The organism is Gordonia mangrovi (assembly GCF_024734075.1).
Taxonomy (GTDB): domain Bacteria; phylum Actinomycetota; class Actinomycetes; order Mycobacteriales; family Mycobacteriaceae; genus Gordonia; species Gordonia mangrovi.
In genome coordinates, this window is sequence record NZ_CP102850.1 from 897,021 (window position 1) to 912,325 (window position 15,305).

Genomic DNA, 15,305 nt, shown 5'->3' on the forward strand with positions numbered 1-15,305 from the left:
CGGCGGGGCGGCGTGTCACGGATGTGGCACGTCGCGCCGCCGGAAGCCCACGATTCCGGTGACCAGCAGCGCCACGGTGAGCAGCGTGAGGACCAGCACGGCGACACCGGACGCATCGGCGGCCGGCACCGCGCCGACGGCGTACAGCGGCGAGACACGCAGAATCGGTTCGGGCCAGTCGAGGCTGCCGCCGAGGAATCCGATGAAGGTGGCGTACCCGAGTAGTCCCCACACCGCCGGCTGCGCGCGGGGCAGCCACCCGAACAACACCACCGACACCGCCGCGAACACCGCCACCGCGGGCAGGTAGGCGAGGCCGGCCAGCAGGTTGTGGCCGATCTCGCCGGCGTCGTCGACCTGTACCGCAACCGCCGCGCCGAGCCCCACACTGGGCACCAGCAGCACCAGGACCAGCCCGATCAGGATCACCGCGAGCTGGGTGCCGATCCATTGCACCCGCGACACCGACTGAGCCAGCACGACTTCCAACAGCCCCGTCCGCTCATCGCCGCGCATCCGGCCGATCGCCGAGATCAGGTAACCGGCAGCCATCAGCGCGAGGATCAGCATCGTCAGGGAGAGGTAGGTGTCGATCCCGTGCGAGCCGTCGCCACCGAACGCTTGCGCGAGTTGCGGATTGCCCGCCACCGCGTCGGCGACCTCCTGGGCCAGGCTGCCGAAGATCACCGCCACGGCCAGTCCCCCGACCGTCCAGCCGATGATCGACCCACGGTGCTCGCCGATCGCCCGCAGCGGGATGGAGCGTTTGTGGTCGGCGGCGCGAGCCGGTCCGGGCCGCGCGGCGACCAGTCCGGAACCGAGGTCGCGGGTGGCCGACAGGCGCACCCCCGTCCCGATCAACACGCCCGCGACCGCAGCCGCGAGCAGCAGCGGCCACCAGCGGAGGTCGTCGGCGAAGGGGCGGGTCTCCTGCTGCCAGGCCAACGGCGACAGCCACTTCCACGCATTGTCGCCGACGTCGCCGATCGCGCGGGCCGCGTACGCGAGACCCAACAGGACCAGGCTCGCAGTGTAGACCCGACGCGCCCGGCGCAACACTTGCGCGGCGCACACCGCGATGCCGGTCCACACGGCGCCGAGGCCGAGCAGGGAGAGCACGTACAGCAGTCCGCGTTCGGTGGGCACGCCTTCGGCGACCAACGTGACGAACATGCCGGTCGCGACGAGTACGAAAGCGACGATCGACCCGACGACGGCCGCCACGTGCGGTGCCCACGAGGCGACCGACCGCGACCGCATCAACTCGAGCAGTCCGGACTCCTCCGGCGTCCGGGTGAACCGCACGACGAGATGGGTCGCCATCAGCGGGAAGGCGACCGCGGCGATGAACGCGAACTCGTTGGCCGCGACACCGCCGAGATTGTCGGCGCCGTAGGGAGTCCCGTTGATGGCGGCGACGGCGGCGTCATCGCCGAGCGCGGCGCCGTAGGTGGCCAGCAGCTCGGGGGTGCCGTAGAGACCGTCGATCGCGACGATGGTGGCGGCATACCCGACGACCAGACCGAAGATCCACGCGAGATACACCTTCCAGCCGGTGCGTAGCTGCAGCCGCAGCATCGCACCGACGCCGCCGCTCGGGACATGCGGCGCGGCAGCCGTCGCCCGCGTGTCGAGTGCTGCGGTCATGACGGCACGTCCGCGGTGTCGTCGGCGGCTGCACTGTAGGAACTCAGGAACAGTTCGTCGAGGCTCGGTGGGCGCACCGTGATCGCGGTGACGCCGGCGGCCAGCACCTGTTCGAGCGCGGACTCCAGCGATGCGGCACCGACGTCGAATCGGACGTCGGTGTCGGCGTGGTCGCCGCTGCCGCTGTCGGTGAACTGCAGATGCACCACGCCGTCGAGGGTGCGCAGGCCGTCGGGTCGGCGCCGGGTCCGCGCCTGCACGTGCGTGCGTGATCCTCGGCGCAGTTCGTCGAGACCACCGGAGCGCACCGTCTTCCCGTCGCGGATGATGGTGACCTCGTCGCTGAGCGCCTCCACCTCGGCGAGGATGTGACTCGACAGCAGCACCGTGGCACCGGCGGTGACGCGCTCGCGGACGGCCTCCTGGAAGACCTCCTCCATCAGCGGGTCCAGGCCCGAGGTCGGTTCGTCGAAGATGAGGAACTCGGCATCCGAGGCGAGCGCGGCGATGAGCGCGACCTTCTGCCGGTTGCCCTTGGAGTACTCGTCGACCTTCTTGGACTCGTCGAGAGAGAAGCGGTCGACGAAGTCGGCGCGACGACGTTCGTCGAGGCCCGCGCCGCCCGCGGCCAGGATGTCGATGCATTCGCCGCCGGTCAGATCCGGCCACAGCGCGACGTCGCCGGGCACGTAGGCCATCCGCCGATGCAGCTTCACCGCATCCGACCACGGGTCGGCGCCGAACAGTCGCACCCTCCCGGCCTGGGCGCGGATCAGTCCGAGGACGACACGAATCGTCGTCGACTTGCCGGCCCCGTTGGGCCCCAGAAATCCGTGCACCCGACCGGCCTGTACGGCCAGGTCCAATCCGTCGAGCGCTCGTGTCCGCCCGAACGATTTGGTCAATCCCTCGACATCGACGACCAGATCCATCTCCGACCTCCGTTTTGGCAGTGCCCGCCACTTGGCAGTGACTGTACGGTAGGTGGCAGACAGAAGGAACACCGATGGACCGATCACCTCCGCGCGATCTGCGCTCCCGCAACCGCGTGCGCGCGATGGCGCACATCCAGCGGGTCGCGCTGGACCTGTTCGACGAACGCGGCTACGCGTCGGTCACGATCACCGAGATCGCGCAGGCGGCCGAGGTCGGCGAGCGGTCGGTCTACCGGTACTTCGGCAGCAAGCAGGGCGTGGTGCTCTACGACGAGATGGACGAGGTGGCGATCGCCGCCTTCACCCACCTCGTGCGATCGATGCCGGCGCTCGATGCCATCCGCCGGGCGCTGCGGGCGGCGGCCGACGCCGTCGACGACGGCGCGATGCACGACGGCATCCGCAAGCTGCGGATCATCGATTCCGACCGTGACCTGCGCGCGGCCGTCGCCGAGATGGTGGCCTCGATCGGGACGACCCTCGGGGAGGCGATCGCGGCCGGCGGCACCGACCCGCTGGCCGCACGCATCCAGGGTCGCTGCGTGGCCGACGCGCTCACCGTCGGCATCGACGAGTGGTTCCGCGGCGGCGGGGAGGGTTCATTGTGGCCGCAGCTCGAGCGGGCCGTCGACGTGCTCGCCGCGGGCTTCGACGGCCGCGCGCCTCAGAGCACGTCGCTGTCGGACAACACCACCCGATAGACGAGTCCGGCCTCCGGCCCCAGGACCAGCTCGACGAGGTCGATCAGGGTGATCGCGAAGGTACGGCCGTGCGCGGGGCCGCCCGGGTCGTCGAGGTGGTGGGCGATCTCGTGCAACACGACGAGCTCCCGCAACGCCCAGCGGCCGTCGGACGACGACGGGATCGCGATCTCGGGGTCACCGCCGGACCCGTACTGATAGTGCGCGGAGCGGTGTCCGCGTCGTTCCCGGACGATCACCGGCCGGTTCGCCCGGTCGAACCGTGCGCGCACCCCGGGCAACTGCAGCACCCGGGCGACGTGATCGCGCACCGAGTCCACCGACGCGAATCGGGCCTCCACCGGCAGGGTGAGCTCGGTCCCGGCGAGCTGGACCGTGCGGTTGGAGCCGGCCCGGTCGAACATGTGGTGCACGAGTCGTTCGGCCTCGTAGAAGCGCGCCCGCCCGACGTCGCGTGGTGTCATCCCCGGCTCGCGTGGCACCGCGTCCCCCGCCGGCTCGCGCGTCGCAGGCGACGACGACGAACTACCATCTGACCGGCGGACGCGGCGTGCGCTCGCGACGAACGGAGGTGTGGCCGGTGAGCTCTCCATCGCTGGGCGACCGCGCCCGGCAGCGGGCCGCCGCCCTGTCCGAACGTGCACTCGCGGTTCCCGGCGCCGGCCTCATCCTGCGGGTGCTGCGTGACCTCGCGGTCAGCGACATCACCGACCGGGCCATGACACTGGCTGCGCAGGCCTTCACCGCCGTGCTGCCGATGGTGATCCTTCTCGCAGCATTCCCCGACAGTGACATCGTCACCGACGCGCTCGGCGACCTGGGCATCGCCACCGGTGAGGTCGACGTCGACGAGGCAACCGTTCCCGACTCCGTTACCGCCTTCGGGTTGCTGGGCGCGTTGATGGTGATCGGGGGCGCGACGTCGCTGTCGCGGGCGATGGGCCGGATGTACACGTCGATCTGGCAGGTGACGAAGTTGCCGCTGTCGGGCTGGTGGCGGTGGGTGGTGGTGATCCTGCTGCTCCCCGTCGGCGTTGTTGCCCAGGGTTTCGCGGCCAATCTGCACGGCATCAACCTCATCGGTGTCACCTTCGGGGCCTACGGCGTCCTCGGCGTGATCCTGGAGGTGCTCGCGACGTTCGTCATCTGGTCGCTCATGTTCACCCTGTTGCCCCGGCTGTTGGTGTCCGGTCAGGTGCCGATGCGTCTGCTGGCGCTCAGCGGTGTGGTGACCGGCGTGTTCATCACCGTCTTCCTGGTGGGCACGCGGATCGCACTGCCGAGGATCCTGAAGGAGACGACGCAGCATTTCGGCACCCTGGGTCTGGTCTTCGCCGCGATCAGCTGGCTGTTCTTCTTCGCCGGCATCGTGGTGGTCTGCACCATCGTCATCCACTCGCTGACCTGCGACACCGGACGTGTCGGTACCTGGATACGACAGCGCTTCGGCACTCCAGCGCCGTTTCCGCCGCGGCCGGAAGCGCTCGACGATCTGCTCGAGGCCCGACCGAGCCCGTCGTCGAACGGCTGAGCAGGTCACTCCAGCGCACCCCGTGGGCCGCCGAATTCACGGTCGGGGCCGATCTTGGCGCGTCGACCCGCCCGGTCCCCCGCCTTACGCGCGGCTTCGGAGTAGCCGGCCGAGGCGCTCGACGGCTGCCACGTCCCCCGCGCCTTCGATTCGCTGCGGTAGAAGTCGGAGACTTCGATCTCCTTGTCGCGCAGCGCCACCGCCGTCGACGATGGACGGCTCGCCTCGTCGGGGTCGGCGCTGAGCGCATCGGCACGCGCCTGCTCCCGGGCCTCGTTGAGCCGCTTGCCGATGCGTTCGGCGAACGCCGACTGGAAATTCAGCCGCGCGGTGATCGGCGAGAGCGGTTTGGTCTCGATCACCCGCCGCGACCGCCACCCGGTGCCGCGGGTGACCACCCGGGAGAACTCCTCCCCCTTGTAGGCACCCGACCGCAGGTAGGCATCGCTGGCCGCGACCATCTGCACCACCAGCGAGGTGTACAGGGTCTCGCAGGTGTCGATGTCGTCGGCGAAACCGTAGGCCATGACGAACGTGGAGTTGCCCGCGACGTCCACGGTCACGTCGTTGGCCCGCGCGATGGCCACGAACAACTGCACGTAGGTGCGCAGCCCGCGCTTGCCCTTCTCCCCGATCGCGATCTGCCGCGACACCGGAACCGTGGACGTGCGTCCGGCCGGGTCGTGTGAGCGGGCCACCGCGAGGTCGATCGACGCGGCCGTCGCCAGACGTTGAGCCGCCTGCATGAACGTCTCCGCCTCGTGCGGGTTGTCGGTGCCCTCGGCCTGCCGGAGCAGGGCCGCGATCTTGGTGAGCAGCTTGTCGTCGCGCATATAGATGAGACTATCCAGCGGCCCGTTCGGTTCCACTTTTCTGCTCGTCCCCCCGAATTCGGTTCCTCCCCCACAAGTTTGTGGGGGAGGAACCGAAACCGGGGGGAAGAACTGTCAGCCGATGTGGCGGGCACGCGACACCGGTTCAGGCACCGGGTCCGCCGAACGACGTACGTCTCACAGACCGAATTTGGCCTGCATGCCCCGCAGCGTCTCGGCCGACGCCATCAGCCCCGCATGCTCCTCGTCGGACATCGGCATCTCCAGCCGGGTCTGCGCGCCGGTGCGATCGACGACGGTCGGCAGCGACAGACACACATCGTCGAGACCTTCATACCCGGACGCGACCGTCGACACCGGCAGCACTCGGTGTTCGTTGTCGAGGACCGCCTCCACGATGCGGGTCGCGGCGAGTCCGATCGCGTAGTTGGTGGCACCCTTGCCCTCGATGATCTTGTAGGCCGCGTGCACCACCTCGTGGTGGATACGCTCACGGGCTGCCGCGTCGATCGGCTCCCCACCCGGCAGCGGCTTCCAATGGGTCAGTGGGACACCGCCGATGGTGGCCGAACTCCACAGCGGGATCTCGGTGTCGCCGTGCTCGCCGACGATGTAGGCGTGCACGTTCTGCACCGCGACGTCACAATGCTGGGCGATGAGGAACCGCAGCCGCGACGAGTCGAGCACCGTGCCCGACCCGAACACCTGATTGTTCGGCAGCCCACTGTATTTCAGGGCGGCATAGGTGACGATGTCGACGGGGTTGGTGACCATGATGTAGACCGCGTTCGGCGCCACCTCGAGCACGCCGGGCATGATCTTCTTGGTCAGACTGATGGTCGCCTCGGCCAGCTCGAGCCGCGACTGCCCGGGCTTCTGCTTGGCGCCGGCGGTGAACACCACCACATCGGCATCGGCGCACACCGAGACGTCGTCGCCGCCGATGATGTCGGCGCGCGGGATGAACTCCAGTCCGTGGGACATGTCGAGCACCTCGGCGGTGACCTTCGAGGTGTTGATGTCCATGAGGGCCACAGTCCGCGCAACGCCGCGGATCAGGGATGAATAGGCGACAGCGGTGCCGACCGCTCCCGCTCCGATGATGGCCAGTTTCGTAGGTCGAGCATCCATCAGATAACCGCCTGGTCTCGTGGGTTTCGTCCTGCTCGTGATTATTCACGTCCGGCCGACGTTGCGCAGGGGGACGCCCAGAGACGACGAGACCCCCGACCGGTGGGTCGGAGGTCTCGTCGGTGATGTTGTCAGGCGGTCGGTGCCTCGGTGAAGTTGCGCGTCACCGCCGGGTCGACCGGGATGCCCGGACCCGTGTTGGTGGAGACGGTGACCTTCTTGATGTAGCGGCCCTTCGCTGCCGACGGCTTGGCACGCATGATCTCGTCGAACGCGGCGCCGTAGTTCTCGGCCAGCTTGTCGGTGTCGAACGATGCCTTGCCGATGACGAAGTGCAGGTTGGCTGCCTTGTCGACGCGGAAGGTGATCTTGCCGCCCTTGATGTCGTTGACGGCCTTGGTGACGTCGGGGGTCACGGTGCCGGTCTTCGGGTTGGGCATGAGGCCACGCGGGCCGAGGACACGCGCGATGCGGCCGACCTTGGCCATCTGGTCCGGGGTGGCGATCGCGGCGTCGAAGTCGAGCCAGCCACCCTGGATGCGCTCAATCAGATCCTCGGCGCCCACGACGTCGGCGCCGGCGGCCTCGGCCTCGGCAGCCTTGTCGCCGGTGGCGAACACGATCACGCGGGCGGTCTTACCGGTGCCGTTGGGCAGGTTGACGGTGCCGCGGACCATCTGGTCTGCCTTGCGCGGGTCGACGCCCAGGCGCATGGCGACCTCGACGGTCGCATCGGTGTTCTTCGACGACGTGTCCTTGGCAAGCTGCGCAGCTTCCAGCGGGCTGTACAGCTTGTCGCGATCGACCTGCTCCGCGGCGGCGCGGTAGGCCTTGCTCTTCTGTGCCATTGCTCTGTTCTTTCTCCGTGTATGAAAATTCGGGTTGGTGGTTAGTGGGCCGAGCCGGCCCTCCCACGCGGTGTTCTTCCCTGCTGATCGAGTAGCTGCGAGCCGCTAGGCGAGCAGCGTATCGAGATCCAGCGAGATCAGCCGTCGACCGTGATCCCCATCGACCGAGCAGTACCGGCGATGATCTTCGCGGCCTGGTCGATGTCGGTGGCGTTGAGGTCTTCCTGCTTGGTCTTGGCGATCTCACGGACCTGGTCCATCGAGACCTTGCCGACCTTCTTGGTGTGCGGCTCGCCGGAGCCCTTCTGCAGACCGGCTGCCTTGAGCAGCAGCTTGGCGGCCGGCGGGGTCTTCAACTTGAAGTCGAAGGAGCGGTCTTCGTAGACCGAGATCTCCACCGGGATGACGTTGCCACGCTGCGACTCGGTCGCGGCGTTGTACGCCTTGCAGAACTCCATGATGTTGACGCCGTGCTGACCGAGCGCCGGACCCACGGGCGGAGCCGGGTTGGCCGCGCCTGCCTGGATCTGGAGCTTGATGATGCCGGCGAGCTTCTTCTTCTTGGGAGGCATCCTTGTTCCTTGTTTGTTCCTTGCAGATTCACGTCCGCTGGAGACGTGAAAGTTTCGTGCTCAGCTGTAGCAGCTGGCGCTAGATTTTCTCGACCTGGTTGAAGCCGAGTTCCACGGGCGTCTCGCGGCCGAAGATCGACACGAGCACCTTGACCTTGCGCTGTTCGGCGTTGACCTCGCTGATCGACGCGGGCAGCGTCGCGAACGGGCCGTCCATGACGGTGACCGACTCGCCGACCTCGAAGTCGACCTCGACGACCGCGGTCGCCGCGGCGGCAGCAGCCTCGACGCCCTCTGCGGCGGCACCCTTCGACGCGGCGGGCTTCTTGGCCTCCACACGCGGCATCAGGAACTGCAGCACCTCGTTGAGCGACAGCGGCGACGGCTTGGAGGTCATGCCGACGAACCCGGTCACGCCCGGGGTGTTGCGCACCGCGCCCCACGACTCGTCGTTGAGGTCCATGCGCACCAGGATGTAGCCGGGCAGCACCTTGCGGTTGACCTTCTTGGGCTGGCCGTTCTTGATCTCGGTGACCTCTTCGGTCGGCACCTCGACCTGGAAGATGTAGTCGCCGACGTCGAGGTTCTGCACGCGGGTCTCGAGATTGGCCTTCACCTTGTTCTCGTAGCCGGCGTAGCTGTGGATGACGTACCAGTCGCCGGGCGCGCGGCGCAGCTGCTTGCGCAGTTCCTCCACCGGGTCGGCTTCTTCGGCGGGGGCTTCTTCGGCAGCGACCTCGTCGGCCACCTCTGCCTCGTCGGCGACGGCGTCCTCGACGGCCTCGGCTTCTTCGACGGCGACCTCGCCACCGTCGACGGCCGCTTCGTCGTCCACGGCGGCCTCGACCTGAGCCTCGACACCCGGGTCGTTGGTCTCGTCGACGGCGTCGACCGCCGACGACTCGACGGCGTCGAGCGACTCAGTGGTCGATTCGATCTCGTTGTCCGGGGTGCTCACTGCAGCCCACGCTCCTCTTTCGTTTCCGGTCGTCCTGGCTCGGCCTCGGTCCCACTGGCGTGGGCGTCGTCAGCCGAACAGCCAGAGGACTCCCCTGGCGAAGACCAGGTCGAGACCGGAGATGAAGGCGGTCATGACGATCACGAAAATCAGCACGACGATCGTGTAGGTGATCATCTCCCGGCGGGTGGGCCAGATGACCTTCTTCAGTTCGGCGACGACCTGCTGCAGAAAGACCCAGATCCGCACGAACGGATTGCGACTCTGGCCTGCATCGGCCTTCTTCTTGCGTTCTGTGACCGCGACCGTGGCACCGGTGCCGGTGCCCGCGTCGCCGCCGGTGCTGGAGGCACTCGCCGACGGACGCCGGCGCGACGAGCGTTTGCCCGAAGGACGGACTTCACCCGACTCCGCGCCGGTCTCCTCGACGTTCTCGCGACCTTCGAGCTCCCCCGCCTTGTCGGTGGAGGTGTCGTCCGCACCTTTCGCGCGGGCAGCTCGATCTCGCTTGCTCACTTTCGAGGTCCTCTCGTCAACGTGTGCCCTCACCAGGGCAGGGGCGACAGGACTTGAACCTGCAACCTGCGGTTTTGGAGACCGCTGCTCTGCCAGTTGAGCTACGCCCCTTTGCGACTGTGCCGCGGCTCTCGCCACGCTACAGCTGCCACCTGGTCCGACCCTGAGAGGAAAGCTCCTCACAAAACCAACGCGCTACCCTATGGGCAGCGCGCAAGTCTCAAGTCAAACCAGACACCTCAGTGTAGAGCACGGGCGGCCCGGAACCCAAAACGGGTGCGGACTCACGCTCGGGGCTGCGCCGCGTGTCCGCGGACATCACCGCTGATCGTCACCGGCTGGATAATCCAGCCGGGTGAGCTGAGCGGTGATCCGGGCGGACACTCCACAGGTCCTCGCAGCCCTGTGGACACCGAAATCTGACATCGGCGGATCCGCACCACAATCTACCGGCATGCACGATTTCGGCGTTTACACCCGACAGGAACTACGCAGCAGGGACGTCACCGATTCCGACCTTCGTCGCGAGGTCCGCCGGGGGGTCTACACCCACGAGCACAACAATTGGTACTCCATCCCCTCGGCCGATCCCACGGCGCTGGCCGCAGTCCGCAAGCACGGCGCATTGAGTTGCGTGACCGCCCTCGAGCACTACGGGGTCTGGCTCCCACCGCAGGTCGACAAGGTTCACCTGCGCGGAAACTCGCAGGCCAACCGCGATCACCCGGGCCGATACTGTCGCCACTTCGGCCGGCCGCTCCCGGTGACGACCATCCTCGACGACCCGCACACCGCCCTGCGCCACGCCTTGCGGTGCCTCGACCTCGAGGGCATCACCGTCGTGTGCGATTCGCTGCTCAACATGTCACTGCGGATGCGCAGCGGATTGCTGGTGGCCGAGGTCCTCACGCCCGGCGAGGTCGAGTCAGCGTTCGACGGCGCGCCGGAGCACATCGTGGCGTGTTTCAACAGATGCGACGAGCGCGCCGCCTCTGGCACGGAGACCATGGTCCGGGTGCGGCTGCGCAGCCTCGGTCTCAAGGTCGAGGTGCAGGCGTATGTCCCCGGACTCGGACACGTCGATCTGAAGGTGGGCGACCGGCTACTGATCGAGATCGACAGCAAGGCCCACCACACCGGAGTCCACAACTACGACGAGGATCATCGGCGCGATCAGGTCGCCACCAGCCTCGGACTGCACCGGCTGCCCCTGACGTACAAGAACGTCGTCTACGAGTGGCCGGCAACCGTCGACAAGGTGCTCGATGCGGTCCGCGGCGGCCACCACCTGGCGCCGCGCCGTCGGAAAGTGTCCACCGACATCACCGCAGAGGCGTCCGAACTGGATTATCCCGTCGACTGCCCTGACCCGTGATGGTCGCGGACACGTTGCGGGTCCGCATGCTTCGGTTGGAGCGAACTACCGCCCTCAGTTGAACTGCACGTGCGCCAGCGCACGGCCGAAGATCTTGCGGTCGCCCTGCTTGGCGACGATGGCGATCACGCCGCGGCGGGTTTCCGGATCCAGCGACTTGATCTTGCCGGTGAAGTCGACCTGCGCGTAGCCCTCGGCCGGGACGTACACCGGACTGGTGAACCGCACGTTGTACTCGAAGATCGCGGCCGGGTCGCCGACGAAGCTGCTGACGAAGCTGGCGCCCAGACCCATCGACTGCATGCCGTGGGCCACCACGGTCTCCAGGCCGATCACCTTCGCGACCTCGTCGGAGAAGTGGATCGGGTTGGGGTCACCGGCGACGCCGGCGTAGTTGACGAGATTGCCGCGGGTGAGCGTCTTGGTCATCGGCGGCAGTTCCTGACCGACGGTCAGGTCGTCGAAGTTGATCGCCGAGTACGGCTTGGGGTCCACCTGCGGGTCGGGAGCCGAGTAGCGGTCGAACGGACCGTGCACCGTCTTGGGCATGACGGCCTCGCGGTCGACCTTCATCATCACGTGCTCGAGCTTGTCGAGGACGTCGGGGTCGGCCTCCACGGCCGGGCGCGCGACGAGGCTGGTGAAGGTGGTCATCACCGGTTCGTCGTGCTGGTTCCAGATGATGTTCTTGGTCACCAGCACGTCGGTGCCGGCCATCTGCCGGAACGATTCGAGCGACACGTCGCAGATGAGCTGGTCGCCGACCTTGACGGGCTGATGGAACACCAGACGCTGATCGGTCTGCATGATCTGCCACAGGTCGTAGCCGGTGACGACGTCCTCGAACAGACGACGCTGGGCGATGATGCCGAGCACGGAGACGAAGGTGGGTGCCGCGATCAGGGTGTCGTGACCCATCTCGGCTGCGGCCTGCTCGTTCCAGTGCACCGGGTGGTCGTCCTGGACGGCGCGGGCGTGCTTGCGGACCTCTTCGCGGCCGACCTCGTAATAGTCGTCGACGGTGTAGTTGAAGCCCACCATCTCCTTGGTGTGGGCTGCGATCTCGTCCGGAGTCAGCTTGACGCCGTTCTTCAGTGCCTCGATCCGCTGCTGGATCTCTGCTTCGGTCACTGACATCGGATGCCGCTCCTTCACTGCGCCTACGCCTGGGCCGTTCCCCGTGGCCGGTTGTGCTCTTCCGTGGGCAGGTCGGTCAGCGCCGACCGGTTCGCCTGCCCTACGGCTGCGGGCTGCCTCTTGGATCAAGAGGCAGCCCGCTTTTAGTCGTTCATACCGGAATCGCCGGTGATGCGCTCAGCGCGATTCCTTATGTGCCTGGTGCTTGCCGCAGTTCGGGCAGAACTTCTTGATCTCGAGGCGGTCGGGATCGTTGCGGCGGTTCTTCTTGGTGATGTAGTTACGGTGCTTGCACACCTCGCACGCCAAGGTGATCTTGGGGCGAACATCTGTTGAGGAGGCCACTTCGTTGCCTTCTTTCGGTGGTACGTGGCGGGCTCGGGCTGCCCTTTTGCGTGTTCGGGTCCGAGCTGGTCGGCACCGATGTGTAGCGGTGGAGGGACTCGATCCCTCGACCTCACGATTATGAGTCGTGCGCTCTAACCAGCTGAGCTACACCGCCATGTGGACTGGGGTCCAGCGAGCCCCCTGACGGAATCGAACCGTCGACCTTTTCCTTACCATGGAAACGCTCTGCCGACTGAGCTAAGGGGGCGTGCCCGAGCATTTCTGCTCGAGAGCCTTAACGAGGTTACACACTGAACCAGGCGCTCACCAAATCGCTGTCGCGACCGGTGGCGAGCGCCGAAAGATCAGCGTGGGACCACGTTGTGGCAGGTATAGGATTCGAACCTATGTAGCTTGCGCGACGGATTTACAGTCCGCTCCCTTTGGCCGCTCGGGCAACCTGCCGTGCCGTTCCGTGGGCCGTTCACACGGCGGTAAGAACAACGCCGTGAAGAATACAACGAGCATCCCGCTTCCACGCAAATCGGCTGCTCAGCGGCTCATCGCGGGTTCGGTCCGGAGCCGGCACCGCACGACGATAGGCTGTCGGTCATGGCTGATTCATCGTTCGACGTGGTGAGCAAGGTCGACCGCCAGGAGGTCGACAACGCCCTCAACCAGGCGGCCAAGGAGCTGTCGCAACGCTACGACTTCCGTGGCACCAACACCGGCATCGAATGGTCCGGCGAGGAGACCATCGTGATCACCTCCGACGCCGAGGAGCGCGCGCAGGCCGGGCTCGAGGTGTTCAAGGAGAAACTGATCCGCCGCGACATCTCACTCAAGGCCTTCGACGCCGGCGAACCCGCCGCATCCGGCAAGACGTTCAAGATCTCCGGCAAGATCGTCGAGGGCATCGACTCCGAGCACGCAAAGAAGATCTCCAAGAAGATCCGCGACGAGGGCCCCAAGGGCGTCAAGGCGCAGATCCAGGGTGAGGAACTGCGCGTCTCCAGCAAAAAGCGCGACGACCTGCAGGCCGTCATCGCCCTGCTCAAGGGCGAGGACTTCGGCATCGCGCTGCAGTTCGTGAACTACCGCTAGACGATCCCGATCTCCCGCGCGCGCATCCCGGCCTGAAACCGCGACTGCGCGCCGAGCGCCGCCATCAACTCGGCGACCCGCCGACGATACGTCCGCACACCGAGCCCGAGGCTGCGTGCCGCCGTCTCGTCCTTCACCCCCTGGCTCAGCAGGTCGAGCACCTGCGGGGCCAGGCGGCGGACGTCGGCGATGCGCGCGTCGTAGGAAGCGAGATCGGTCGCCGACCGCCACGCGGCCTCGAACAACGACGACACCCCGGCGACGGTGTCCGGCTGAGTGATCACGCTATAGCTGCGTGCGCCGGCAGCGCGGTCGCCGGCCAGGATCACCAGCCGCCGGTCGATGATGACGGTCTCGTTGATCTCGTCACTCGTCACGCGGATGTCGGCACCGAACCGGCGCAGACGGTTGGCCAGCTCGTTGGCGGTGACCGGATCGAGCAGGCTCGCCGCCCGGTAGATCTTCCGGACGCGCTGTTCGGTCCGACGTGGCCGAACCGCCGCGTCGGCCAGTTCTCCGGTGCCGTGCGCCCACGCGAAGGTCCACAGATCGTTGGCCGCGCAGGAGACCTCGGTGGCGGTGGCGAACAGATGCGCTGTTCGTCGGAGCAGTTCCTCCTCACCGCGCACGACGGTGACCGACTCGGTGCTGTGCATGGCATCGATTGTGCGCCCGATCGACGCTCCGGTGTCGCGTTGGCAGCTTGTTGCCGGCTCATCGCGCGTGGACCGATGCGAGGAGCACGCTGGCTTCCATGACCTCAGATATCAGCACCTCCGCCATCGTTGGAACCGCCGACGCCGCCGGCACCTGGCAGCTCGGCGACCGCACCGTTAACCGCCTGGGCCTGGGCGCCATGCGCCTGGGCGGTATGCCGTGGGAGCCACCGCGCCGCCGCGACGACGCCACCGCCGTCCTGCGCCGCGCCGTGGAACTCGGCGTCAACCACATCGACACGGCCGCCTTCTACTTCACCGCGGTGCGGTCGTGCAACGAACTGATCAGCACTGCCCTACAGCCCTACCCCGACGACCTCGTACTCGCCACCAAGGTCGGCCCCAGTCGGTCACGCGACGGCGAGTTCGAACCGATGGCGCGCCCCGAGCAGCTGCGGACCCAGGTCGAGGAGAACCTCCGCGATCTCGGTGTCGATCAGATGGGTCTGGTCAATCTGCGTTTCGGCGTCGGGATGGACAAGACCGCCGGGTCGGTCGCCGAACACATCGGGGCGCTCGTCGACCTGCGCGACGCGGGCCTGCTCCGCACCATCGGACTCTCCAACATCACCGCCGACCAACTCACCGAAGCCCTCTCCATCACCCCGGTGGCCTGCGTGCAGAACCGGTACGGACTCACCGACCGCGGCGACGACGACCTGCTCGAACTGTGCGGCGAGAAAGGCGTGGCCTTCGTTCCGTTCTTCGCCGTCGCCACCGCCACCGGCGCCTCCCCCGTCGACGGCCCGGACGCGACCGGGGAGGCGGAGATCACGGCGGTCGCCGACAAGCACGGCGCGACGCCGGCCCAGATCAGGCTGGCGTGGACGTTGCAGCGCGGCCCCCATGTACTCGCCATCCCGGGCACCGGCAACCCGGCGCATCTGGAGCAGAACGTCGCGAGCGCATCACTGCGACTCGACGACGCCGACCTCGCGACGCTCGACGCCATCGCGGCCGGCTGAGCCGACGAG

17 protein-coding genes and 4 tRNA genes are annotated in these 15,305 nt (G+C 67.4%); 5 read left to right on the top strand and 16 right to left on the bottom strand.

Annotation, left to right across the window (positions count from 1 at the left end; translation table 11 throughout):
* Positions 1–15: 15 nt before the first annotated feature.
* Together NWF22_RS04190 and NWF22_RS04195 are read right to left on the bottom strand one after the other, a co-directional pair.
* Positions 16–1,647, bottom strand: a complete 1,632-nt coding sequence (locus NWF22_RS04190; RefSeq protein ID WP_160900489.1) for an ABC transporter permease — start codon at positions 1,645–1,647, stop codon at positions 16–18.
* On the bottom strand, positions 1,644–2,579 hold the full coding sequence (locus tag NWF22_RS04195; RefSeq protein ID WP_160900488.1) for an ABC transporter ATP-binding protein: 936 nt from the start codon (positions 2,577–2,579) through the stop codon (positions 1,644–1,646). The genes NWF22_RS04190 and NWF22_RS04195 overlap by 4 nt, the downstream gene beginning before the upstream one ends.
* Before the next feature lie 74 nt (positions 2,580–2,653).
* Here NWF22_RS04195 and NWF22_RS04200 point away from each other — a divergent pair, with 74 nt between their 5' ends.
* Positions 2,654–3,283 carry a TetR/AcrR family transcriptional regulator gene (locus NWF22_RS04200; protein WP_160900487.1) on the top strand — a complete coding sequence of 210 codons (630 nt, stop codon included), beginning with the start codon at positions 2,654–2,656 and terminating at the stop codon, positions 3,281–3,283.
* On the opposite strand, the gene NWF22_RS04205 is transcribed toward NWF22_RS04200, so the two are convergent.
* The gene (locus tag NWF22_RS04205; RefSeq protein WP_160900486.1) at positions 3,247–3,747 is read right to left on the bottom strand and encodes a TIGR04338 family metallohydrolase; all 501 of its coding nucleotides are present in this window, start codon (positions 3,745–3,747) and stop codon (positions 3,247–3,249) included. The genes NWF22_RS04200 and NWF22_RS04205 overlap by 37 nt on opposite strands.
* A gap of 116 nt (positions 3,748–3,863) precedes the next feature.
* Here NWF22_RS04205 and NWF22_RS04210 point away from each other — a divergent pair, with 116 nt between their 5' ends.
* Positions 3,864–4,814, top strand: a complete 951-nt coding sequence (locus NWF22_RS04210) for a YhjD/YihY/BrkB family envelope integrity protein (protein WP_258321318.1) — start codon at positions 3,864–3,866, stop codon at positions 4,812–4,814.
* A 5-nt stretch (positions 4,815–4,819) separates the two neighbouring features.
* On the opposite strand, the gene NWF22_RS04215 is transcribed toward NWF22_RS04210, so the two are convergent.
* From NWF22_RS04215 to NWF22_RS04245, 7 genes are all read right to left on the bottom strand, one after another.
* Positions 4,820–5,647, bottom strand: coding sequence for a DUF2786 domain-containing protein (locus NWF22_RS04215; protein WP_160900485.1), 828 nt, complete (start codon positions 5,645–5,647; stop codon positions 4,820–4,822).
* A gap of 177 nt (positions 5,648–5,824) precedes the next feature.
* Entirely contained in the window at positions 5,825–6,778 is a 954-nt protein-coding gene (locus tag NWF22_RS04220) for an L-lactate dehydrogenase (RefSeq protein ID WP_160900484.1), read from the bottom strand.
* Positions 6,779–6,909: 131 nt separating this feature from the next.
* Complete coding sequence (gene rplA, locus NWF22_RS04225) at positions 6,910–7,626, bottom strand: 50S ribosomal protein L1 (RefSeq protein WP_160900483.1); 717 nt, start codon at positions 7,624–7,626, stop codon at positions 6,910–6,912.
* Positions 7,627–7,763: 137 nt separating this feature from the next.
* On the bottom strand, positions 7,764–8,198 hold the full coding sequence (rplK, locus tag NWF22_RS04230; protein ID WP_160900482.1) for a 50S ribosomal protein L11: 435 nt from the start codon (positions 8,196–8,198) through the stop codon (positions 7,764–7,766).
* A gap of 79 nt (positions 8,199–8,277) precedes the next feature.
* A complete protein-coding gene (gene nusG / locus NWF22_RS04235) occupies positions 8,278–9,156 on the bottom strand; it encodes a transcription termination/antitermination protein NusG (protein ID WP_160900481.1) in 879 nt (292 codons plus the stop codon).
* Between the two features lie 69 nt (positions 9,157–9,225).
* On the bottom strand, positions 9,226–9,672 hold the full coding sequence (secE, locus tag NWF22_RS04240; RefSeq protein ID WP_160900480.1) for a preprotein translocase subunit SecE: 447 nt from the start codon (positions 9,670–9,672) through the stop codon (positions 9,226–9,228).
* A gap of 38 nt (positions 9,673–9,710) precedes the next feature.
* Positions 9,711–9,783: transfer RNA gene (locus NWF22_RS04245), tRNA-Trp, on the bottom strand.
* 343 nt (positions 9,784–10,126) lie between these two features.
* On the opposite strand from NWF22_RS04245, the gene NWF22_RS04250 reads away from it, so the two are divergent.
* On the top strand, positions 10,127–11,047 hold the full coding sequence (locus tag NWF22_RS04250; protein ID WP_160900479.1) for a putative endonuclease domain-containing protein: 921 nt from the start codon (positions 10,127–10,129) through the stop codon (positions 11,045–11,047).
* Positions 11,048–11,101: 54 nt separating this feature from the next.
* Here the strand turns inward: NWF22_RS04250 and NWF22_RS04255 are convergent, their stop codons facing one another.
* The 5 genes from NWF22_RS04255 to NWF22_RS04275 all read right to left on the bottom strand — a co-directional run bounded on the left by NWF22_RS04255 (position 11,102) and on the right by NWF22_RS04275 (position 12,976).
* Positions 11,102–12,184, bottom strand: a complete 1,083-nt coding sequence (locus NWF22_RS04255; protein ID WP_160900478.1) for a fused (3R)-hydroxyacyl-ACP dehydratase subunits HadA/HadB — start codon at positions 12,182–12,184, stop codon at positions 11,102–11,104.
* Positions 12,185–12,361: 177 nt separating this feature from the next.
* A complete protein-coding gene (gene rpmG, locus NWF22_RS04260; protein WP_003929651.1) occupies positions 12,362–12,529 on the bottom strand; it encodes a 50S ribosomal protein L33 in 168 nt (55 codons plus the stop codon).
* An 83-nt stretch (positions 12,530–12,612) separates the two neighbouring features.
* Positions 12,613–12,686, bottom strand: a tRNA-Met gene (locus NWF22_RS04265).
* Between the two features lie 20 nt (positions 12,687–12,706).
* A tRNA-Thr gene (locus tag NWF22_RS04270) sits at positions 12,707–12,779 on the bottom strand.
* 116 nt (positions 12,780–12,895) lie between these two features.
* Positions 12,896–12,976 (bottom strand) — tRNA-Tyr (locus tag NWF22_RS04275).
* A gap of 147 nt (positions 12,977–13,123) precedes the next feature.
* On the opposite strand from NWF22_RS04275, the gene NWF22_RS04280 reads away from it, so the two are divergent.
* On the top strand, positions 13,124–13,615 hold the full coding sequence (locus tag NWF22_RS04280; protein WP_160900477.1) for a YajQ family cyclic di-GMP-binding protein: 492 nt from the start codon (positions 13,124–13,126) through the stop codon (positions 13,613–13,615).
* Here the strand turns inward: NWF22_RS04280 and NWF22_RS04285 are convergent.
* Positions 13,612–14,271, bottom strand: coding sequence for a helix-turn-helix domain-containing protein (locus NWF22_RS04285; RefSeq protein WP_160900476.1), 660 nt, complete (start codon positions 14,269–14,271; stop codon positions 13,612–13,614). The genes NWF22_RS04280 and NWF22_RS04285 overlap by 4 nt on opposite strands.
* Positions 14,272–14,369: 98 nt before the next feature.
* On the opposite strand from NWF22_RS04285, the gene NWF22_RS04290 reads away from it, so the two are divergent.
* Positions 14,370–15,296, top strand: coding sequence for an oxidoreductase (locus tag NWF22_RS04290; protein WP_202398159.1), 927 nt, complete (start codon positions 14,370–14,372; stop codon positions 15,294–15,296).
* Positions 15,297–15,305: the final 9 nt, after the last annotated feature.